Origin of the sequence: Polynucleobacter antarcticus (assembly GCF_013307245.1) — a bacterium.
Lineage (GTDB): Bacteria > Pseudomonadota > Gammaproteobacteria > Burkholderiales > Burkholderiaceae > Polynucleobacter > Polynucleobacter antarcticus.
Map to the genome: position 1 here is coordinate 656136 of NZ_CP028941.1, position 23037 is coordinate 679172.

The window sequence follows — 23037 nt, forward strand, 5'->3', positions numbered from 1 at the left end:
AATTATATTGCTTTATTTTCACCTTAAGTGTAATAATTAATTTACATTTAAAGAACAGCAGTTTAATAACTCTATCCTACAAGGCGTTTGTTGAATTCACTAGCTAAAAAAGGACTCATCAGAGAAGTATTTCAGCATCAATTACCTGGGTTAATTGAGGAGATTGAACGTAAAGTCGCCCAGAAAGTGGCTACAGTATCCTCCAATCAAAACTGGTTGCAAGCACCGATTCAAATAAAAAAAGAGGCCGTACAGGCACTCGAGGCTGATGAGGTTGATAAGATTGCCAATTTATTGCTCGATAGCAAAGAAGATTCGTTTGATTTAGCAATTACAGTACTTAAAACCCATGGGATCTCGATTGAATTTATTGTTCTAGAGCTCATCCCTGAAATTGCTCGAAGACTAGGCAAGCATTGGGAAAACGACAGTTTAAGTTTTGCAGAGGTATCTATTGGGGTCGGAAGACTAGAAAGAGTTATTCACAGACTGGATTATCTCTTTCAAGCAACTCAACTAGAGAAGCGTCAGAATAAATCCATTCTGATAACAACCTTTCCTGATTCACAACATACGCTTGGTAGTTTAATTTTTTCAAACTACCTCACCTTTTCCGGCTGGAAAGCATCTCGTCCTAGCAATACAAAGCTCGACACTATTGCCCTTGCGCTTTCAACACATCACTATGACGCACTAGCGATATCAGTATCCGCCTTCGAACAACTTGATGAGCTACAAAGTGTGATTGATGTGTTGCGGAGTAAATCCAAGAACCCCGCACTAGTGACTTTAGTTGGTGGAGCGCTTTATAAAATTGCTCCTGAAAAGTTTAAGCACATCCACGCGGATATCAAAGCATTTACCCCTGAGGAATCTGTTCGGCATTTAGAACAACACCTTAGCCGACTAGAAAATAATACAAAACATGTTGAAAAGAACAGGATACTGTGAATAAAATTTTCAACCTAGAATCATCCGTAGCCAGTGCCGTAGATATTGATGTTGCTGCCACCTTATTAGCTTGTTCAGTTGACCTAGTGCTAGTAGTAAATCACGCCGGTGTGATTGAAAAAGTCATTGATGGATATAAACCCGTCGCGAGCAACACAAAAGTTTTGACTGGGAAAAAATGGCTTGATACGGTAGCGATAGATAGCCAACCCAAAGTCAATGCCCTGCTTAAGGCTCCAGACGAGGCTTCGGAACAAAAGTGGCGCCAAGTCAATCAAGACATCGAGGATTTTGGATCTGTTCCGATTCAGTACAGCACTGTATTTTTTCCTCAACAACAAAAGTTGATTGCTGTCGGTAAAGATTTGAGCATGCTCTCAAGTCTTCAACAAAAATTAGTTGATGCACAACAAGAGATTGAGCGCGACTATGCTAATTTGCATGCCATTCAAAATCGTTATTTACAACTTTTCAATAGCATTGATCAAGCCTATTTAATTATTGATAGCCAATCATTCAAAATATTGGAGATGAATAAGTCTGCTGGCTATTTAACTGGCGATCTCAGAAAAATCCAAGGAAAATTGTTTACAAACTTATTTCCAGTAAAAGATCATGAAACGATTCAGAACTATTTATCAGAATCAAAATCTGGAATACTGCAATCCTCCATTCAATCATCGCTAGAAAATCTTCAAGAGCCCGTTGAACTATCTAGTGTCTTATTGCGTGAGGGCAATCAAAATGTCTGCCTAGTTTCTATTAAACCAAAATCACACGCTGTTCAAATTAATAGTTTTAGTGAGCAGACAACGCTTCTCACACAAGCTCTAGAGAATTTCCAAGACGGCTTCATTGTTTGTACTACCCATGGGATGATTTTATCTTCCAATAACGCCTTTGTTTTAATGTCGCAGTCTGCCCAAAAAGAAAATATTGTTGGTAAATCTTTAGAGCTTTGGCTTGGCAGAACGAGTGTCGACTTAAAGATTATTTTAGGCACGGTCCGAGAATATGGCGCTATCAAAGACTACGCCACAACCATTACTGCTGATGATGGTAGTTCCCCTTTTGATGCGCAGATCTCCGCAGTTCACTTTAATAGCGATAAACTTTCAGCGGTGGTGATTAGCATTCATCAAACAGCCAAAAGCAGCAGCCCCTCGATCCCCAATAATCCGGGTGTCGGCAAAAATGCTGTTGAACTCACACAGTTAGTCGGCAAAGTCGCGCTGAAACAAATTGTTACAGAGACCACCGATATCATTGAAAAGTTATGTATTCTCGCAGCGCTTGAGCTCACCATGTCTAACAGAGCTTCTGCTGCCGAATTACTAGGTTTATCCCGTCAAGGTCTCTATATTAAGATGCGTCGCTTTGGCATCATTGATAGTAACGCTAGCGATGATAGCGATGCCTAATTTCGGATGAGTCGGCAGACAGCAGTATTGGCCTTAGTTGATATTGCTTCTGACTCCAGGGGATGGGGTCTATTTCGTTACATTCTTGGTCCTCGTGTTTTCAAGGGTCAATCTGGCCTGCAGTTTTGTAAAGTACTCGGTTCTGGCTTTAATGGGGGCTTTAGTACCAAACCTAGCCTCTCAAAGCAGGGGTTTTTTTGTGTCTTTGAAAGCCCAGAGCAAGCAGATGCCTTTCGAGATGCTTCACCCATTGTTGATTTATATCGACAGCATGCGCATGAATTCTTTATTGCAACTGTACAAGCCTATTCAAGCCGTGGTTCTTGGTCGGGATTTTCCATGGCAACCACCACGGAAGACATTGCACAGCGCCCTATTGCCTCTTTAACCAGAGCCTCTATTAAGCCTACAAAAGCAGTCCGATTTTGGGAAAAAGCAAAGCCTGCAGAGCGGGCCATCGAGCTGGCTTCAGGAAAAATACTGACTGCGGGGCTAGGTGAAGCGCCTTATCTTCGTCAAGCGACGTTTACTATTTGGGAAAACACACAAGCTCTTGAGGATTACGCACAGCAAGGTGCACACCTTGCCGCCATTAAATCAGCTTATGGCAATGCCTACTTTTCAGAGTCGATGTTTACCCGCTTTATCGTCAAATCAGCCAAGGGTGTTTGGCAAGGTAAGCATGTCCAAATCAACTAAAGTCCTGATTGTTGGCGCAGGTATTGGCGGCCTCACAGCTGCCCTAGAGCTTGCTCATCAAGGGCTTGATGTCACTGTGATTGAAAAGAATACATTGCCTGGCGGCAAGATCCGCCAAGTCAATGTTGGCGATGCATTGATTGACTCGGGTCCCACTGTTTTTACCATGCGCTGGATTTTTGAAAATCTCTTTGATGCCTGTGGTGAAAGTTTTGATGCTGAACTTGAGCTCGAGCCTCTTGATGTACTAGCAAGACATAGCTGGGGTGAAGGTATTCTCGATCTGTATGCTGATAGCAAGAAAAGTGCCGATGCCATTGCGCAATTTAGTAGTCCTAAGCAAGCGCAACTATTCTTAGCGTTTTGCAAGACAGCGCGTCAGACATACCAAGCGCTTAAAGGGCCATTCATTGAATCGCCCCGCCCTACGATGTTTGGCATGATGAGCGCTCTCGGATTATCAGAAAGTAAAGCTTTATGGGATATAGGGCCATTTAGTAGTCTCTGGTCTTCACTAGGAAAGTATTTTCCGGATCCGCGACTCCATCAGTTATTTGGAAGATATGCAACCTACTGTGGTTCATCCCCTTTTTTAGCCCCAGCAACATTAATGCTGATTGCACAAGTAGAAATGGAAGGGGTATGGTCAGTTAAAGGGGGCATGGCAAAGATTCCTCAGATAGTCGCACGCTTAGCTCAAAAAAAGGGGTGTCACTTTCGCTATGAGGCTGAGGTGGAGTCCTTAAAACTCGAAGCCGGTAAGGTGACTGGTGTTACGCTTAACTCGGGCGAATATCTTGAATGTGATTATTTAATTTTTAATGGGGATATCAATGCCCTCAAACATGGGCTACTTGGTCAAAGCGCTACTACCGCCATTCCAAAAGCTCTTAAACAAACAGACTCACTTTCAGCCATCACTTGGTCTATGCGAGTAAAAACTTCTGGCTTTCCTCTGTTGCGGCATAACGTCTTTTTTAATCAGCCTTACCAAAGTGAATTTACGGATATTTTTACCAATCATCGTCTGCCAACAAACCCGAGTGTCTATATTTGCGCTCAAGATAGAACAGATTCTCCCTTGCAAGATAGTGGCTTTGAGAGGCTCTTGTGCCTCGTGAATGCGCCAGCCAATGGGGGTAATCCATCCTACGACTATAAGGAAATCGATCAATGCGAACAAAAAGCATTTTCACTCATGCGCCAATATGGCCTTCACCTTCAGGATGCGCAGATCACTCGTACAAGCCCACAGGAATTTTCCAAACTCTTTCCGGGTCGCAAGGGCGCACTCTATGGTCAAGCAACGCACGGCTGGATGAGCTCCTTCCAGAGACTCGGTTCGCAATCTCTCATTCAGAATCTGCTGCTCACGGGCGGCAGCACGCATCCGGGACCGGGAGTACCCATGGCGGCCATGTCCGGACGACTGGCGGCCGCCACGCTCATGGAGCGCCTCGGTTTGACCAGATCGTAGATCCAGGAAATTATCTCTGGTGGTATATCGATGGTTTAAGTGATGACGGGCAGCATGGGTTTAGCATCATCGCTTTTGTAGGCAGCGTTTTCTCGCCCTACTATGCTCTAGCAAATAAATTGGGGTCAGCTGCTGCTGATCATTATTGCGCTATCAATGTTGCGATTTATACGCCTAGTAAAAAGTATTGGACGATGACCGAGCGCGGCCGAAATGCTGTTACCAGAACAACGGATACATTCACAGTGGGTCCTAGTCAGTTGCATTGGGAGCATGACATGCTGAGCATTCAGATTGATGAGCGCGTGCCTCTATTAGGGCAAAAAGTACAAGGCACCATTAAAGTATTTCCAGATCAACTTTTTCACCATGTCGTGCCCTTAGATGATCAAGCAAAACATCGTTGGGGCCCTATTGCCCCCTCAGCAAGAGTCGAGGTGTCTCTCTCTAAACCGGATTTGAAATGGCATGGGCATGCCTACTTTGATTCAAATGAAGGTGATGAAGCCATTAGTAAACCTTTTAGCGAATGGGATTGGTCACGAGCACATCTGAAAGATGGCAGCACAGCAGTGATTTATGACGTCAGGCAAAAAAATGGTCTTGACCGCGTCATCACCACCAAATTTAATACCAATGGTACGACTGAACACTTCACTGCTCCTGAACGGGTTCCCCTTAAAAATACGGGCTGGGGTATTAAACGTAACCTACGCTCAGAACAAGGTGCTGGGGTTCAACTGATAAAGACTTTAGAAGATACGCCCTTTTATGCACGCTCTATTATTCAATCTACCTTGCTCAATGAGAATGTCATCTCAATGCATGAGACCCTCAATGTGAAGCGACTGGAATCCGGTATTGTGCAGTGGATGTTGCCCTGGAGAATGCCTAGAAACCCAACTCAAATATATTAGGCGGCTTGCTGCTTTGCCAGAGAATGATAAGAGTCTGCTTTTCTTCTCTCCACCCTCTCCATCAAACCAACCACCCAAATTAATCGGTCTTCTACTGACCCACTATAGTGAGCGTAATCTCTTTCAGGCTCAACTGCATCTACCAAAAATTGAATCGCCGGAATCTTACTAAAAACCTGCTTTGATTTAGCGCTATAGATAGTTGTACGAAGCGATTTTAAAATTAAAAATATTTTTTTCTTGCTTCGAGACGATCGCTCTTTTGGAGATTGAGTCCATTCCTTGGCGCTCTATTTGACGACTGATTTCTGAATACACTAAGCTCGCAGACGCTATTGCAGACCGGCAATTACGAGGTAAACCTGCGATACCATCAGAGGAACGCTCATAGAGTTGATCTGCGTATTCAATCAGCCTTTGCGTCACTCTCGATATACCGTCATTGAATATTGGGTTTTGTAACCAGAGATCAGGGTCGATATTTTCTGCTTCTAGCCACTCTCTTGGAAGATATAAACGCTGATTACGGGCATCTTCACCAACATCACGTGCAATATTGGTTAACTGCATCGCAAGTCCGAGCTCACAAGCGCGCTCTAATACAGCACGATCTCTGACCCCCATGATTAAGGTCATCATGGCACCTACTGTAGACGCAACTCTTGCACCATAAGTACATAAGTCATCAATGGTGTGATATTGACGACCGCTACGGTCCCATCGAAAGCCTTCTACTAGTGCTTCCAAGATATCTCGGGGAATTAAAAATCGCTCTACTACGATCGCTAAGGCGCGATCCGCTGGAATATCAACTGGATTCTGAGCATAAATACGATCTAAGCGATATTCAATTTGCTCAATCACATTATCTGGCGCATTGGGATCATCAACCATATCATCCAATAAGCGGCAGAAAGCATATAAGGCAATAGCGGAATCCCGAATCTTGCTTGGCAAAATTCTGGAAGCTGAAAAAAATGATTTCGATCCATCGCGCATCAAATTCTCGCAGGATTGCAGATCTATCTGAAATCCAAACTCTGTCGTGATGGCCCTATCATGCATGACTAGAAACCAATTTAGCCGGTTGAATCAAAGAATCTAAGGCTTTTGCAGAGGACAACACTCCAGGTATTCCAGCGCCTGGGTGAGTACTGGCACCAACCATATAAAGACCTTCAATATCCTCACTACGATTATGCGGTCTAAACCAAGCGCTTTGCGTTAATAGGGGCTCTAAACCAAAGGCAGCCCCTTTATAAGACAGGAGTCGATCTTGAAAATCATCTGGAGTCATAAGAAATGATTCAGTAATATTTTCTTGTAGCCCAGGCATGACAGTTGACTCTAGCATCTCTGCAATAGCCTTTCTATATGGCTCTGCTACTGTTTTCCAATCCGTACCACTATCTAGATGCGGTACTGGAGAAAGCACATAAAAGGTATCGCAATTCTCAGGCGCTAAACTAGGGTCAGTTGCCGTAGGGCGGTGTAAGTAGAGGCTAAAATCTTTTGCAAGATGATGCCGCTTAAATATGTCCTCGAGCAACTCTTTATAGCGCGCCCCTAATAACATCATGTGATGTGGAATATTCGGGTATTGTTTTTTTGTACCAAAATACCAAACAAATAAGCTCATGGAATAATTTCCATTTTCAATTTTCTTATCTGTCCAGACCTTCCTATGTTTGGGATCAATTAAATTTTTATATGTCCAGGCAGTATCTGCATTGGAAACTACTTTATTAGCAAACAAGACTTCGCCACTCTCAAGCGTGACACCGGTGACTTTATTCTCAACAATATTAATTTTCTTAACAGTACTGTTGTAACGAATGGTGACCCCAAGACCTTGAAGTAGGCCGACAAGGCCTTGAATAATGGCACCTGTACCGCCCATCGCCGAGTGCACGCCCCACTTACGCTCTAAGGAGTTTATTAATGCGTATACCGAAGTCACTGAAAATGGATTACCTCCGATTAAGAGAGGGTGAAAGCTCATCACTTCTCTTAACTGTGGATCTTTAATGTGTTTCGCCACCAGGCCATATAGGTTATTCCAAGCACGCATCTTAATGAGACTTGGCATGGCAGTAACTAAGTCTTTTAGGCTATCAAAGGCGACATCACCCAATTCTTCAAAGCCTAACTTATAGCAATATTCTGCTTCTTCCAAAAATCGCAAATAGCCCGGAACATCTTGAGGACTAAATTTTGCAATTTCTAGCTTCATTCTTTCCAGATCGCCGGTGTAATTAAAGATCCGACCATCTGCAAAACGAATTTGATAAAAAGGATCCATCAAGCGAAGATCCACGTCATCAGACATTTTTTTACCGCATAGTTCCCACAACTCTTCTATTAAAAATGGGGCAGTAATGATGGTGGGGCCAGCATCAAATGTATACCCATTTTTACGGTGTACATAAGCCCTACCCCCAGCGGAATCTAATCTCTCAAGAACCTGAACGTCGTAACCCTTCACCGCCAAACGAATTGCAGCAGCAAGTCCACCGAACCCAGAACCAATGACTAAAGCTCGCTCAGAATTCTTGACATTGCTATAGGCAACAACATCTTCCAGAAGTTTAAATTGATCTACTTTTTGGTCCATGTTGAATCCTGGTGATAAATACTCTCTTAACTTTTATTGTTAAGAGAGTATTTGTATTGCATATTTATTTCTTGGCAGTTTGCATACTATCTGCCGACGCTTTTTTAGCGGGTGCTGCTAAGTAGGGATAGTCTTTCAACATACTTTTACCTAACAGAGGTTTATTAACACCTTGGTGGCAAGTAGTGCAATTGGCTTTAGCAATATCACCATCCGGCCCCTTGTGATCTGCAGGATGTATTGAGGTCAGAGGGGTGATGTAACTACTATTCACATCCTTTAACATCTGAATACCATACCAAGCTTGAACACGCTGTGGAGTACTTTGCTCCCAGTTTGAGAATGCACGACTGTTATGGCAGTACGTACAGTTCACCCCCAACGAATTGGACATATGCATCATTACCCCATAGACATTTTCTGTCTCTTGTATCGATGCTTTATGACCTGTAGGCAAGGCTGTATCACCATTCACCCGTGCAGCCCTTGAATTTGCTACAAAGTAGTCCTTAAAAGGTTGATTGGGTAAAGAAGCATAGCCAACTGTTTTGATAGGATCGTTTTGTCCATTGGTGTTACCCAACATATTACCGCCCCGCTTTTCAACAGGATTGAACCAAACATTTTGGGGAACATTATTTCCACGATGGCAGGTATAGCAGGTCACCCCTGTTTCCTTCACGTGATCGCCCCAATTCGCATTGATCGTTTGATTCATCTGGATCATTCGACGCGATACTGTCTTTGTGTAGAGTGAATCGTCAGCAAAATTCTGCACATTATGACAATAGGCACAGCCTTCCTTAGGCGATACCCAGGCTGTCATTGAGACCATGAACGTCGTAAATTGCTCTTGACTCAGATTATTCAAGACCTTCACATTTTTATATACATCGCCTGCTCTCGGTCCATCTGGTGAGGCAGAAATACTAGCTGGCAATTGATTAATTTTTGCTAACTGTGCATCAGTACGTGGATTATTAATTTGATCCATACCAGTACCGCGATAGCCGGTTTGCTTTGCCTCAATGGGCGGCCGCTCGCATGCAGTAAGCGTCAAAATAGCTAGGGCACTTAGAACAATGGCGATTCTTTGACGGAATGAATTCATTATTTGTCTCCTCTCATCACTGGAGCTGCCGGTGCTATTAAAGCGGGATCAGCGACAGTTCCGTAGATAGCAGGGTAAGCAGGCGCAATATCGTGTTTAACGCCCCATAAGTACCAGTTATCTACTACGGTTCCGGTTAATAAAATACCAATGCCGCCAGTGATTGGAGTCAATATTGCAAACCACCATGCCCAACGGTGAATCGATTCCATCGTGGCATTAAAGCCCATAGTCCATCTCCAAAAGAGCGCAGCGCGATCAGATGCGGTACCGCGATCTACGATCTGCTCAATCTCTCTTTCGCCACCAAACTTACTGACAGCCAAAATGGTCGCACCATGCATAGCAAACAGCAGAACAGAGCCGTACAGAAACACAATAGACAGCATATGAAATGGGTTGTAGAACAGATTGCCATAGCGAATCGAGAATGCGGAGACCCAATCTAAGTGAGAGAAGATTCCAAAGGGAACAGCCTCACTCCAACTACCCATCAATACCGGACGAATAAAGCCCAATACTAAAAATAGCCAAATAGCAGCTGCAAATGCCCAAGGCACATGATTGCCCATTCCTAGCGCATGTGCACGCCGGAATGTTCTGAACCACCACAGCAAGATAGAAATCGTGGTGAATAGTCCTGCAATCATCCACCAACCCCCATCATTAAGTGGTGGAAAGCTCAGACCATACTGCGGAGCCGGTGCATCCAAAGAGAGCCAGAACAATTTCCTCACGAACTGCAATGGATTCCAGCCTACTTGGGCTAGCATATTCATGCCGATAATAAAAAATGCTGTCATTCCAAACATAATGGATGCGACACCCAAGCGCCCAAGATAGATTGGACCCAGCTGGGCATTACCTATCCGCCCTAGCAGATGACTAAAACTAATCGAGCGAGTTCGCTCCCGCATATCGTATGCGTTGATTGGCACCCCATGACTAGCAGGACCAGTTACTTGTGTTTGTGTAAATAAATTTTGATATTCCATGATGCTCTCCGCATTTTCAATTCAGCTGAAAACTACCCCCAGATTGGTAAATTCAACCACCATGTCCACCATTCAGGCCAACCCTTTGTCCAGAAAGGCCCGCTAATGACAATACATACTGCACTCCAAAACACTGCTGCTAACGCTAAAAATAAGCCAAGACGGTGTATTCCTAATGTTCCTACTGAATACCCAATAATGTCTCTAAAAAATGTGTCTTCATGCTCAGGTGTTCTAACTGAATGGCCAGACCTTGGATTGGTCGATGACAAAACTAATGCCCCATGCAAGGAAAGCGCTAGTGTTGTTGTAAAGAACAGAGTGACCGCAATCATGTGAGCAGGGTTGTAATGGAAATGAAGATACTGATATCCCACATTCGAAACCCAATCTAAATGGCTCAAGATTCCGTAGGGAAATCCATGGCCCCATGCGCCCATCAAGACAGGGCGAATGACTACTAAAGTAAAGTACGCAAAAATGGCCATGCCGAAGGCAAATGGCACATGAAGCCCCATGCCTAACTTTCTACAAATCTCTACCTCTCTCAATGCCCAAGAACCAAAAGCACCGAGAGCGCAAATAGTAATCAGTTGCCAAAGACCACCCTCCATCATGGGCGCCACACCCAAGCCATATTTAAGATCTGGAGGGGCAATATTAATTTGCCAAACATTCCAGACCCCTGCTTGAGAGGTTCCCCATAGGATCATCGCAGTACCTAAGAATGCGAAAAATAGGGTCGTGACACCAAAAAAACCGACGTAGAAAGGGCCTACCCAGAAATCAAAAAGATCTCCACCAATCAGGGTCCCCCCGCGAACGCGGTATTTCTTTTCAAAATTGAGCATAGCCATGAAGCGCTCCTTACAGAATGAGAATTTTTCTCATTTTTAATTAATCTTGCGTAGACGAATCCCTATTACTAGAAATTCGTCTACGGTTTGTACATCTAACTACTTCTTCGCTGCTGAAATAGCTGCTTTGTACTGCTCTTGACTCATACCATCCAACCATTTGTACTGAACAGTACTGAGGAGGATGAGGTGAATCATTGCTGCTAAAGCGAATAGAAAAACGCCCTGTGCAACCATCGCACGAAGTGGGTCGTATAGTTTCCAAATTCTCCACATAATATTTCTCCTAATTTAAGTAAGACATGAAACCGTAAACACCGGACTCAACAGATTTAAAAAACGATCCACTATCAGCCCCCGAAAATAACCAACCTTTTTGGGAAACAGGTAGCGCAACGAAAAAGAGTGCCACTATAAAAATCACTACATAACTAATTAAAAAAATAGATCTTGAACGACAAGATGTCGGTTAGGTCATTTTTATTGATTACATCTGTATTAGTTTTCATACGAACACTCCTATTTGTTGAGTCTGTTTACTTTGTACTTACTGCGACATCAAAAGAACCACGGACGCCATGCCCATACAAGTATGTGCGCGACGACGGCGATTGCAGTAAAGCCTAAAAGTCCTTGCACATAAAATGCATGGAATTCTTGAGCTTCTGCATCGGTAAGCCCAGATATTGATCTGTTTTCACTCATGATGACAACTCCTTGAAACTGACCTTACGGTCTTTTCTACATCGCCCCTGTAGATATGAGGATATGACTTCACTACGCCATATTGGTTTAGCCTGGTTACTAGGCAATATCTTTGTATTTGGCTCATACAGTCTCATCACTTGAAATAGAAAATGATGATGTTTGTACACAAGCCAATGTGACTCTTTCAATATTTTGATTGCGAGCGGCAAACTCAGCCTCTTCACGAATTTTTTTAGCTGCCGATATTTGCGTGAGGACCGGCTGGTTACTCACCAACTTATTCAAGAAAGCTTGTGCTTCCTGCTCCCAAGGCATCATCTTTCCGGACTGATGCAATCTACCTGGCGTTGCATCTACCTTGTCCATTTCGGTACCCAAAGGCAGAATATTAAAGAGCGTATCAAATAAGGCATTACATACTTCTTGCACTAAATAGACTGATCCTGAGTACCCCATAAATGGCGTACCGGTATGCCTACGAATAATCGCTCCCGGAAAGGATGCAGGAATAAAGGAAAAGCGTGCATTGACTTCACTGCCATACATGCGTTCGTTATAACTTCCAAACATCACAAGAGGTGCTTTCTTTTGCACTAATTCCCGAATTTCAATATTGTTTGTTTTGTTTCCAGGTAATCTTGAAACGGCGAAATTACACGGTAAGCCCATTTCCTCTTCAAGGAAATTTTTGACACCTCGGGTATAGGTTTCATTAGCCACAATTGCAAAGCTCGCAGTGCCAAAGAAATCCTGTGTCACCGAGCGCCATAAGTCCCATATTGGCTTAAGCGTAGTGTGCTTCTCTTTTTCAATAAAGGGCTCCACATCAAGTTCGCACATCTCGCCCAGCTTTCTTAAAAAAGCAGTGGTTGATTGCATGCCAATCGGAGCTTGTAAATAAGGGCGCTCCAAGGTTTCACATAAGAGACGGCCATATTCTCGATACATACAGACATTGACATCTGCATTCGCTAATTTAGGGACATCTTCCAAGTGGCTGCCCAGCGGGAAAACCATATTGACTTCTGCGCCGATGCCTTCGATAAGGCGTCTAATTTCAGCCAAGTCACTATATAAGTTAAAGCTGCCATATGCGGGCCCGATGATGTTGACTCTTGGCTTTTCACCCGCTACTTTTACTCTCTTAGGAACTTTTTTAGTACCGTATTCTGTCCACAACCAATTCATAGCGCGGTTAGCACACTGCCACTGATCTTCATCAATAGTTCTAGGTAGGAAACGCTTGATACCAGTACCTTCAGGTGTAACGCCTCCGCCAATCATTTCTGCAATGGAGCCGGTAACGACTACAGCGGGTAGATCACGATCCAATACTTTGTGAGCCCGTTTCATAGACTCTTCGGTACCTTCTCTACCTAGCTGTTCTTCAGCTAAGCCAGTCACCACAATTGGCAGCTCATGTGGTGGCAATGCGTCTGTGTAATGTAGAACAGACGTGACGGGTAAATTTTCACAGCCAACAGGACCATCAATCACGACTTGCAAGCCCTTGACTGCTGTAAATACATACACAGCACCCCAATAGCCACCAGCACGATCGTGATCAATAACGAACATTAGCCGAGCTCCTCTGCTTTTTGCTTTGCAACTGCTTTTTCTAATCTACGACGGACATCTGCCTTGAAATCTGGATGATCAACCGGCACGGATTCCCACACACCAGTGGCGTGATCTTTGCCAACACCCTCAAAGAAGTCATGCATCGTATTAAAGCGATCTTGATTACCTAAAGCCGCATTGATTACTTGAGCTAAGGAACCTGCGCCCGCAGCACCCATCAGGGGTCTTGCGGAGATCAGGTTTGTAAAATACAAAGAAGGGATGGCCAATTCTTTTGCTTTTTGCACCACAGGTGTCGTGCCAATAACCAAGTCTGGCTTAAATTCTTTCATGGCAGCCAGATCTTGCTCTAGTGAGGCGCGATATTGCACATGCACTCCACGACTCTCTAGCCAATCTAAATCAGCACTACTCCAGACAGTTTTAGGACAAGCCGTACCAACGTAACGCACATCTGCGCCACTTTCTATCAATAGACGTGCTACCAATAATTCAGAGCCCTCATAGCCGCTCATCGTAATTCTGCCCTTGATAGGCTTTGCTTTCAGAGCAGCTTGTATCAAAGGTAAAAATTGGGATTTAGCTTGACCAATTTTTTCAGCGCTCACACCGGCTGCAGCGCCAATCTGTTCTAACCAGTTTGCAGTCCCGTCGTAACCAATCGGTGCGGAACCCACGATCGTACGGCCAGCACTTTCAAATTCTCGAATACTGGCTGTATAAAACGGATGAATAGCTGCCACAATTTTTGAGTCTAGCGCTTGGTACAACTCGCGCCACTCTCTAGTGGGTACAACTGGGCCAACTGCTAAGCCCATCGGCTCGAGCATCATGCCAATGCTAATCGGATCAACTGGGAACATTTCTCCCAGCAAAGTAATTGTTGGTTTTTCTGAAATCCCGTTTCTAGGTGCGGATACTGGTCCTTGCTCTACCTCGGCACGGGCATAGCGCAGCATGGCGCTTGCTAAGACATCTTTAGCCTCGGCATGGGTAGGCACACCAAATCCAGGCACATCAATGCCGATAATCCGTACGCCATTAATTTCCTTAGGCAGTAGCTGCAAAGGCACGCCACTCGCTGTAGGAACACATAAATTAATAATGACGATAGCGTCATACAAGTCAGGATTGGCTTCTTTATAAACAGCATCCCGAATATCTTCGAACAACTTACCAGTAACTAATGATTCTGAATTAAAGGGAACATAGCCGACACTGCGACGTGCACCATAAAAATGAGAAGTAAAGGTTAAGCCATATACGCAACACGCTGAGCCAGAGAGAATAGTGGCGGTACGACGCATTCTCAAACCAACCCGCAAAGACCCAAATGCTGGGCACATGCTCTGCGGTTGATCATGCGGTCCTTTTGGATAATCCTTAGCGTATTGACCTAATATCTCACTCTTGTTTGCCGACTTAGCGGCAGCCAATATTTGCTCTGCACCAGAATGGCAAGTAATACCCGATCCATCAGGAAGTTCCGACTGTATTGGAATCACTTTAGTAGATTTCACTATGATCTCAGTCTCTATACTTTGTCGTAAACAACTTCAAGAGTGGGTTTGATCACTTCATTTTTACCAACCATATCAAATATGGTTGCTGGCTCTAAGACCACATTTCTGCCGACTTGACTAGCAGAAAAGAGTCCTAACAAATCATCTGGTGCCATTGGCTTTGGACGAACTGGAGGAGCTTCTGCCACATTGCTAGCAAGGCCTTCAAAGAGTGACGCCCACTGGGAAGTCGGTGTGCCGATAATTTCATAGCTGGCACTTTTTCTACGGATATCTTCATTCGCAGGAATCGCTGCCAGAACCGGAATACCTACTTTTTCAGCAAAGGCAGTGGCTTCACCTGTACCGTCATCCTTATTGATGACCATACCTGCTACGCCTACGTTACCGCCTAATTTTCTAAAGTACTCGACGGCTGAGCAAACATTATTAGCAACGTACAAAGATTGCAAATCATTCGATGCCACCACAATTACTTTTTGGCACATATCACGGGCAATCGGCAATCCAAAACCGCCACAGACTACGTCACCCAAGAAATCCAGTAACACATAGTCAAAGCCCCAATCATGAAATCCGAGTTTTTCTAGAGTTTCAAAACCGTGAATAATGCCGCGACCGCCGCAACCTCTTCCAACCTCTGGTCCACCTAATTCCATTGCATAGACGCCATCACGCTTAAAGCAAACGTCACCAATTTTGACTTCTTCACCCGCTAATTTCTTTTTGGAGGATGTCTCAATAATGGTTGGGCAGGCTTTACCACCGAACAGTAATGAGGTGGTATCGCTTTTAGGATCGCAGCCAATCAACAAGACCTTCTTGCCTTGCTGAGCCATCATGTAAGACAAATTGGCTAGAGTAAAACTTTTACCGATCCCGCCCTTACCGTAGATCGCAATAATCTGAGTCTCTTTTTTGATTTCACCGGTATGTACTGGGTCCGGCTCAATCGCTGCCTCTTTTTTTAAATTCGCAAATTGAATAGTCACTTCTTTTACAGCGGATGGTGCATTCATAATGCTTCTCTCCAATCTACAACCATTTTGAGACAACTAGGATCTTCAAATGCAGTCCGATAAACTTCATCTATTGAAGATGGTCTACGATGATGCGTAATCAGCCCACGAAGATCTAATCTTCCATAGGAGACTGCTTGCTTTACGTCTGCTAAGTCTTGAGGCGTCCACTGCGCCGCTATCCGAAATTTAGCTTCCTTCATAAAAGCTTTAGGAAAATTAAATTGAATATCTTTGTCGTAGAAACCTGCCAAAGTAATTTCACCGCCGTGCTCTAGCTGGCTAATCAACTGATTGAGAACGCCAACTTGTCCACTAGCATCACAAATATTTTTGTATTTTTTATCTTTATCGTCAGCAGGGTTTACAACTGAGTAACCCTCAGCACCCGTCATTCGATCTTCATTGATTTCCCAAACTACGGGTTGATGGCCAAGCATGACAGCAACTCTGGCGATCAATCTTCCTAAGACGCCATGCCCAACAATCAGATCAGGCTGCAATGCTTTTTTACCTTGAGTCACGTGATAAGCAGTTGCTGCTAATGCCAACAGAACGCCCTCTTCGCCGATCTCTTCTGGAAGTGTCACGACTCTATCGCAGGGGACCACGACATGTGATGCTGCACCGCCAAATAGGCCCTTCACATCACCAAAGCATTTAGCGCCAGGTACAAACACTCTTTGATCAAGACTCAATTTTGAATTTTTTCCAACACGAGTCACTCTGCCAACAGACTCATATCCAGGTACCAAGGGATATCCCATTCCTGGAAAATCGGGCATTGTTCCCTGCCATAGTAATTTTTCTGTACCCGTACTAATTCCACTCCATTCAATTTGCACTACGACATCTTGGTCGGTCGGCTCATCTAACAAAAGACGCCGCAAGCTAATCTCGCCTGGTGACTCCAGCAGAACAGCTGTGGAATGAAGTTGACTTTGCATATGTATATATTTATTTACTTTTAGTTATGTAAACTAATTTATACACATTTAAGAATCTACACATCGGTATTTACCCTAAATTAAGCACTAAGTAACAAAACTTGAGCATTAATCGGCATGTTGCAAGGCAGCATTTCAACGTTTTTAAACCCAACTGAAAAAGCCAATTTGCTGATTTCATCTATGGTTCTGGGTCTGCCCCTCCCCATAGCGAGCAAATAGAAGCCAAAATAAGCGTGGCCCATTGCAGGGTGATCCGGCGTATCCGCCATAGGCTCCGCTACCAATAACTTTCCGCCAGGCTCTAAGGCCTTAAAAATGGAACTGAGTAGAATTTTGACGCGCTCATCATCATGATCAAAAATGACTCGAATCAAAGTGATTAAATCTGCGCCACTCGGAAGCGGATCATTAAAAAAATCTCCTGCGTACACAGCAATATTTTGGTCTTCGGCATTCATAGCAAAACTGTCTTTTGCAAGATTGGCAACACCCGGTAAATCAAACAGCATCCTAGCTAATTGAGGTGCATTCTTATGCACTCTCTTGAGAAAAGTACCTTGCCCTCCACCCACATCCAGGAGGCGATGATGTCTAGAAAAGTCATAAGCATCGACCACTTGATCTGCTACCAAAGGTAGTGATGCAGACATCAAGTCAGAATAGTTTTTAACCCGTGCTTTATCTTTTAGCGAGTCTTGATCGTCAGCATCTTTTGAAACGTAGGGCCAAAATTTTTCTAATTGCTTTCTCTCCACAGAGCCAGATAAGAGCATGAGCGGATCTTTTAAATCTTCATACAGCACGGCATGGTGTTCAATCATGGCGGAGAGCGCCGTGTTACCAACCATGGGTGCACCAAGAGTACCCAGGCCATACTGTTGGTTTGAGCGTCGCTCTAATAAGTGAATGGATACAGCCGCGTCTAATAATTTTTTTAAAGCATCTGACTCCAAACTGCAGTGCTGTTTTAATTCGTGAACACTTAAGGGGCCATCCTTTAGTAGGTCAAATAGATTTAATCGAACACAAGCTAAAAGGATTTGTGAATACACAAAACCTGCCATCAAATCAAAGAGGGCATTTGCTCTTTTTTTTGCAATTCTTTTTAAGAGGGGAATTTTTACAACAGTGTTCTGAAAGCGCGCGTCTGCAATCAACTTATCTCGTAATATGCACAGCCTATCCCATAGGCTGTAACGGCTCTGAGCCTCTGGTATCGGTAGCGATTGTGATTGAGACATATGATTAAAAAGCGACTGAGTGATTAAGCGACTTGTCTTTGCGTAGCAATTGCAACATGTCTTTCACCACGCTCAAACCAACTGGATGGCAATAATCTTTCTGCCTCAAATGCAACCAATTTCTTCAGCGCCTTATCGCCATAACAATTTGGAATTGATCCGATTGCTTTACCGACTAAGAGATCAAAGTGCTCTACTGCACCATTCAAGCCCAGCTCTTTTGCTGAGCTAGGACGATGATGTTCTTGATCCTGACCAGCAGGCTTCCCAAGAAACTGAGCATCGCCTAGTACATCTCGAATATCGTCTGCTACTTGATAAGCCTCCCCAAGCCACTCACCTAAACTCTTCCAAGTATCTGCATCTGCACCAGCTGCCTGAGCGCCACTAGCAGTGGCTGCAGCAAACAGTGCACCTGTTTTTGCTCTTTGATATTCTGAAAGTGCTGCTTGTGGCTCACACTCCCAAGACTGCCCCGCAATAATTCCAAATGGCGCACCGACGCCTTGAGAGATCGTTCTAATAATTGGGGCTAAGCGTTGCGATGATCGTCTTGAGGCAGTAGCAATCGTTTCATAGGCCATCACAATCAATGCATCGCCAGTCAGCACAGCTAATCTCTCGCCGTACTCTTTATGCACGGAGGTTTGGCCTCGACGCATATCTGCATTATCAAAACAAGGTAAGTCATCGTGGACAAGGGATGCGCAGTGAATCATTTCAATCGCAATGGCGCTGGCCATCGATAACTGGGGATCATCATTTCCACAAGCATGGGCCACTGCCAATGTGAGCTGAGGACGGATACGCGCACCCCCTGGAAATACTGCATGTCTAATTGCTTTGCTCAACAAAGCAGGTCCTTTATCCGATTCATGGGACTTTAGTGCTTGCTCTAACGCTCTATCAAGATGTTTAATTGGTGACATGGCCCAGCTCCCATATTTGGAATACATTACTTGTATAAATTAAAATACAATTTACTATGTAAAAAAATATAGACACTATTTGTCGTGCTGTCAATCCATTAACTCAGGGTAAACCCTAAATTTAAGCCAATATTGAATAAGATGAACAGGATTCCCAATGATTGGCCCAACAAATCTTTTAGCCAAGAAATTCACGCTGGAGATTTGACCTGGCATGTACAGATTGCCGGTAACTCCCCTCAGCATCTGCTTTTACTGCATGGCACGGGTTCATCCGCACACACTTGGGGAAGCCTTTTTACAGAATTAGCCAAAAACTACACTGTAATTGCGCCAGATTTACCAGGACATGGATTCACCAAAAATAAGGGCAATAAGTCTTTGAGTTTGGATGATTTGGCCGACAAACTTACAGAGCTTAGGGAAGCACTCAAGATGGATTATTTTGATTGTATTGTTGGGCATTCTGCTGGCGCTACGCTTGCCCTTAGTTACACACTTAAAAATAAACAAGCAAAAACTATCGTGGGAATCAATCCCTCACTCCTCAGTCTACCTAATACCTACAGTCGATTTATTGCGCCACTCATTAATCCAATAGTGACATCGTCTTTTTTTACAGCCGTACTGAGTGATTTATTGCCCCATACCAAAATGATTGACAGCTTAATAGACTCCACCAAGACCAAGCTCAGCCCCGAGAAAAGAGAAAGATATAAAACAATCTTTAAAAATGCGGATCATCTCAATGGGTCCATGAGCTTCATGGCTGGCGCTGATATACCCGGCTTACTGGAGCGCTGCGACCAGATCAAATCTGATCTCACCTTTATCGTGAGTGAAGATGATGGCTGGATTCCGGTGAGGCCTCTATGTGAGGCCATTCAGAAGTATTTTTCTAAAGCCCAAGTGATCGAAGTAACAGGGGGTCACATGTTTCATGAGGGCAATGAAGAACTTGCTCTAAAATTAATTCATCAAGCATTAACTAAGGAATAAAAATTGTTTACGCTCATTAATGTACTGATGTTTATTGGCGTTATTGCCGGTCTAGGCTTATTTTTAAATGCCTATTACAAAGGCAAAAAAGTCTTAGGAAAACTCAAAGACAAGCATGCCCCTAAAACTTGGCCAATTGAATAGCAGACTGTGAAATTTGCTTGCCCGACCCAACATAGGGAAGCGGAAAATACTGGGCATCCATTGCGCTAGCTAATTGTTGCGCTAAGCTTTCAGGCTGTGGAGAGGTATCCACAAATAAGATCCGATGCTGTTGTAAGCGCAATTCTTTAGCGGTCATTAAGGCATCGCTATGCGCTCCTTGTCTACCACCAACCCCTTGCAGATTCACATTGGCTTTACCATCAGTCAAAATCACAATAATGGGCGTCAAACCCTTGCGCTGCAAAGAGATTGCCATTTCATTTGCAGTCCGTAGTCCCAATGCTAGCGGGGTGCCTCCCCCTCCCGGAAGAGTCGCTAAGTTTCTTTTTGCTCTGACTAGCGACCTGGTTGGCGGCAGTACGGTTTCTACCTTAGCCCCACGCATCGACAGCATAGCTACTTCATCTCTTCGGATATAGCATTGCGCCAATAATTCTTCTAAGGCACCCTTAGCTTCTGATAATCGCTGAGTTGCAGAAGAACCTGATGCATCAACCAAAAAGATCGTCACCGTTCCGCGTCTTTTAAGGTACTGCTTCATATGTAAATCTTCGGATCTAAAATAGATTTTATTAATGCGCTCAGTTTTACCTTGACTGGCATCACTCTGCGCACGTAATCGCTGCCATGGTATAGCAGATCTAATACTCTTTAAGATATCTAAGCGCCCACCATTTTTTGGTGAACCCTTACGCGAACCAAGCGGTCTGCCGCTCAACAGGTTTTTTTCAATAGCGCCTGACTTACCCGTGATGCCACTGCTTGACTTACTAGATCGGACATGTTGATTCAATTGCAACAAAAAGCTAGGGGGTAGCGAGGCTTGAACAGCTTCTACCACCATATCTTGAAGATCTTCTTCGGAAAGAGATGGCTCTTCATTCTGAGCATCTGAAGACTCGGCGGACTCAGTAGATTCAGCGTCATTAGATTCATCTGGCTGCTGCGCTTGGTCTTCGGCAGGAATATCAGGCTCATCCGCATTATCTGATGGGCTATCTTGCTGCTCATCCGGTGCCGATTGCACTCTATTGGTGTGGCTATACACTAAACGCGCCGCATCAATCACTTCATCTTGCCCAACCTGATTCAAGCCTCGTAATGCAGCTAAGGTCTTAGCAGCCTCTAAGACAAATTGATTCGCTCTCATAGAATCAATCCCTAAACTGAGTCCGGCTTTAGTGAGAACTTCTACAAACTCCTGGGCACAGCCCACCTGAGGTAATAACACTTTTGCTGCCTGAATATCCTCTGGCAGCACAGCCAAACATTCCTTGGTATCGCCTATTGCAAATCGGTCTAAGTGAATCTCAAAAGCCAATCTATCTGATAAGCGAAGACTAATACCCTCTTCCTCTCCCTGAGATTCATCAAAAGCAATCAGTCCAAAATAGGAGTGGGCACTTTCATGAGACTGTGTGAAGGTATTTTTTTCATCTAAAGCTTGAGATATCAAAGCCATGACTTGAACATCCATTCTTTCCGCCATGGGTAAGATCAGATACTGGCCCGCTATTCGATCTAAGATGCCTTTACTCATGATTAAGCTGCCAGAGAGTAAGCTAGATTCAATATCTAAGGATCCAAATAATTGCTCTGCTGATAGATTGGCTGGGGCTTTAAGAATTTTGCTCTGCGGTGAGAGTGCACTAGAGCAGAATGACAACCAGGTATCCCGCACGGGACCAAATTGACTTTTTACTACAACGCCTTTGAGACCCCGGGGATTAATCGCTAAAAGGATGGCGATTAAATTATTATCAAACCACGCTATTTGAACCGGATTCACTTTTCAGTATTGGTAAAGAATTCTTGCAGTGCACGATCAATGCGGATGTTTGAGCTGCTATCGTCTAGCGGGTTACGACGTAATCGGTGTCCTAAAGCCAGTGGTGCAATAGTTTTTAGATGCTTCAGAGTGGCTTTCTTTTTGCCTTCCAAGGCTGCTAAAGCCCTAACACCTCTGAGTAAGGTCAACTCACCCCTTAGGCCATCTGTACCTAAGTGTGCGCACAACTTAGTGGCTTGCTCTAATAAATGGTCATCTACTTCAACGGTATTCACTAATTTTTTGGATTTACTGATCTTCTTTTGTAATTCTGTTTCAGCTGCTTTCCATTGGGCAACAAAACGCTCTGGATTACGCTCAAACTCATCGCGTCTTTTAATGATGTCAATACGCTCTTTAAAGTCTGAGGGAGTTTTAACGGCGATGGATAAACCAAAACGATCGAGCATTTGTGGTCGCAGTTCACCCTCCTCCGGGTTGCCGCTACCAATCAGCACAAAGCGTGCAGGGTGACGAATACTCAGCCCTTCTCTCTCAATAATATTTTCACCGGAAGCAGCAACATCAATCAGTAAGTCGACTAAATGGTCTTCTAGTAAGTTCACCTCGTCAATGTATAAATAGCCGCGGTTTGCCTTAGCAAGCAGTCCAGGATCAAACGATTTGATACCTTGCGTGAGTGCTTTTTCAATATCCAAAGAGCCTACCACCCTATCTTCGGTGGCACCTAAGGGGAGATCGACTACCGGTATTGAAATGGATTCTGACTTGAACTTTTGGCCGCTATCTCTTCGCGCTGCACAGTCCGTACATAAGTTCTGAGACTCTGGATCACAGTGATAATGACAGCCATGGATGGACTTCATAGGGGGGAGTAAAGAAGCTAGCGATCGAATTGCGGTAGATTTACCCGTGCCACGATCTCCAAAAATAAGCACTCCGCCTATTAAAGGATCGATAGTGCACAGCGTAATTGCCAGCTTCATTTCTGATTGACCGACGATTGCCGTAAACGGAAAATTGAGAGACATTTTTACCCTATGTAAATGAACTAAATAACGCTAGAGGCTGGATAAACATAGTGTACCCAA

The 23037-nt window shown here is 44.1% G+C and carries 22 protein-coding genes; 7 read left to right on the forward strand and 15 right to left on the reverse strand.

Features of this window, described 5'->3' with window-relative positions:
- Positions 1-90: 90 nt before the first annotated feature.
- From DCO16_RS03370 to DCO16_RS03390, 5 genes are all read left to right on the forward strand, one after another.
- Entirely contained in the window at positions 91-951 is an 861-nt protein-coding gene (locus DCO16_RS03370; RefSeq protein ID WP_173942349.1) for a cobalamin B12-binding domain-containing protein, read from the forward strand.
- On the forward strand, positions 948-2372 hold the full coding sequence (gene ppsR, locus DCO16_RS03375) for a transcriptional regulator PpsR (RefSeq protein WP_173942350.1): 1425 nt from the start codon (positions 948-950) through the stop codon (positions 2370-2372). Before DCO16_RS03370 ends, ppsR begins: the two co-directional genes overlap by 4 nt.
- 6 nt (positions 2373-2378) lie before the next feature.
- Positions 2379-3071, forward strand: a complete 693-nt coding sequence (locus DCO16_RS03380) for a spheroidene monooxygenase (RefSeq protein WP_173942351.1) — start codon at positions 2379-2381, stop codon at positions 3069-3071.
- Positions 3055-4548 (forward strand): 1-hydroxycarotenoid 3,4-desaturase CrtD, encoded by a 1494-nt coding sequence (crtD, locus tag DCO16_RS03385; RefSeq protein ID WP_173942352.1) that lies wholly within the window; start codon positions 3055-3057, stop codon positions 4546-4548. Before DCO16_RS03380 ends, crtD begins: the two co-directional genes overlap by 17 nt.
- 68 nt (positions 4549-4616) lie before the next feature.
- Positions 4617-5465: a carotenoid 1,2-hydratase family protein gene (locus tag DCO16_RS03390; protein WP_496401162.1), complete on the forward strand. Its 849-nt coding sequence runs from the start codon at positions 4617-4619 to the stop codon at positions 5463-5465.
- A gap of 192 nt (positions 5466-5657) precedes the next feature.
- Here the strand turns inward: DCO16_RS03390 and DCO16_RS03395 are convergent, their stop codons facing one another.
- The 13 genes from DCO16_RS03395 to DCO16_RS03455 form a co-directional block, all read right to left on the reverse strand.
- Positions 5658-6530, reverse strand: a complete 873-nt coding sequence (locus DCO16_RS03395; RefSeq protein ID WP_173942353.1) for a phytoene/squalene synthase family protein — start codon at positions 6528-6530, stop codon at positions 5658-5660.
- Positions 6523-8079 carry a phytoene desaturase gene (locus DCO16_RS03400; RefSeq protein ID WP_173942354.1) on the reverse strand — a complete coding sequence of 519 codons (1557 nt, stop codon included), beginning with the start codon at positions 8077-8079 and terminating at the stop codon, positions 6523-6525. The genes DCO16_RS03395 and DCO16_RS03400 overlap by 8 nt, the downstream gene beginning before the upstream one ends.
- Positions 8080-8143: 64 nt before the next feature.
- A complete protein-coding gene (pufC, locus tag DCO16_RS03405) occupies positions 8144-9190 on the reverse strand; it encodes a photosynthetic reaction center cytochrome PufC (protein ID WP_173942355.1) in 1047 nt (348 codons plus the stop codon).
- Positions 9190-10185, reverse strand: a complete 996-nt coding sequence (pufM, locus tag DCO16_RS03410; RefSeq protein WP_254598089.1) for a photosynthetic reaction center subunit M — start codon at positions 10183-10185, stop codon at positions 9190-9192. Before pufM ends, pufC begins: the two co-directional genes overlap by 1 nt.
- 32 nt (positions 10186-10217) lie before the next feature.
- A complete protein-coding gene (gene pufL, locus DCO16_RS03415; protein ID WP_173942356.1) occupies positions 10218-11042 on the reverse strand; it encodes a photosynthetic reaction center subunit L in 825 nt (274 codons plus the stop codon).
- A gap of 99 nt (positions 11043-11141) precedes the next feature.
- Positions 11142-11318 (reverse strand): light-harvesting antenna LH1, alpha subunit, encoded by a 177-nt coding sequence (gene pufA / locus DCO16_RS03420; protein ID WP_071608677.1) that lies wholly within the window; start codon positions 11316-11318, stop codon positions 11142-11144.
- A gap of 282 nt (positions 11319-11600) precedes the next feature.
- Positions 11601-11747, reverse strand: coding sequence for a light-harvesting antenna LH1, beta subunit (gene pufB, locus DCO16_RS03425; RefSeq protein WP_046330418.1), 147 nt, complete (start codon positions 11745-11747; stop codon positions 11601-11603).
- 123 nt (positions 11748-11870) lie between these two features.
- Positions 11871-13328: a chlorophyllide a reductase subunit Z gene (bchZ, locus tag DCO16_RS03430; RefSeq protein WP_173942357.1), complete on the reverse strand. Its 1458-nt coding sequence runs from the start codon at positions 13326-13328 to the stop codon at positions 11871-11873.
- A complete protein-coding gene (gene bchY, locus DCO16_RS03435) occupies positions 13328-14851 on the reverse strand; it encodes a chlorophyllide a reductase subunit Y (protein ID WP_254598090.1) in 1524 nt (507 codons plus the stop codon). The genes bchZ and bchY overlap by 1 nt, the downstream gene beginning before the upstream one ends.
- 14 nt (positions 14852-14865) lie before the next feature.
- Positions 14866-15873, reverse strand: coding sequence for a chlorophyllide a reductase iron protein subunit X (locus tag DCO16_RS03440; protein ID WP_173942358.1), 1008 nt, complete (start codon positions 15871-15873; stop codon positions 14866-14868).
- On the reverse strand, positions 15870-16820 hold the full coding sequence (bchC, locus tag DCO16_RS03445; RefSeq protein WP_173942359.1) for a chlorophyll synthesis pathway protein BchC: 951 nt from the start codon (positions 16818-16820) through the stop codon (positions 15870-15872). The genes DCO16_RS03440 and bchC overlap by 4 nt, the downstream gene beginning before the upstream one ends.
- Before the next feature lie 80 nt (positions 16821-16900).
- Positions 16901-18064, reverse strand: coding sequence for a methyltransferase (locus DCO16_RS03450; protein WP_173942360.1), 1164 nt, complete (start codon positions 18062-18064; stop codon positions 16901-16903).
- A 23-nt stretch (positions 18065-18087) separates the two neighbouring features.
- Complete coding sequence (locus DCO16_RS03455; RefSeq protein WP_173942361.1) at positions 18088-18993, reverse strand: polyprenyl synthetase family protein; 906 nt, start codon at positions 18991-18993, stop codon at positions 18088-18090.
- Between the two features lie 141 nt (positions 18994-19134).
- On the opposite strand from DCO16_RS03455, the gene DCO16_RS03460 reads away from it, so the two are divergent.
- Both DCO16_RS03460 and DCO16_RS03465 read left to right on the forward strand, forming a co-directional pair.
- A complete protein-coding gene (locus DCO16_RS03460; RefSeq protein WP_173942362.1) occupies positions 19135-19992 on the forward strand; it encodes an alpha/beta fold hydrolase in 858 nt (285 codons plus the stop codon).
- A gap of 3 nt (positions 19993-19995) precedes the next feature.
- The gene (locus DCO16_RS03465; protein WP_173942363.1) at positions 19996-20136 is read left to right on the forward strand and encodes a hypothetical protein; all 141 of its coding nucleotides are present in this window, start codon (positions 19996-19998) and stop codon (positions 20134-20136) included.
- On the opposite strand, the gene DCO16_RS03470 is transcribed toward DCO16_RS03465, so the two are convergent.
- On the reverse strand, positions 20114-21946 hold the full coding sequence (locus DCO16_RS03470) for a magnesium chelatase subunit D (RefSeq protein ID WP_173942364.1): 1833 nt from the start codon (positions 21944-21946) through the stop codon (positions 20114-20116). The two genes, DCO16_RS03465 and DCO16_RS03470, sit on opposite strands and share 23 nt — an antisense overlap.
- Positions 21943-22977 (reverse strand): magnesium chelatase ATPase subunit I, encoded by a 1035-nt coding sequence (bchI, locus tag DCO16_RS03475; protein ID WP_173942365.1) that lies wholly within the window; start codon positions 22975-22977, stop codon positions 21943-21945. Before bchI ends, DCO16_RS03470 begins: the two co-directional genes overlap by 4 nt.
- Positions 22978-23037 lie beyond the last annotated feature (60 nt).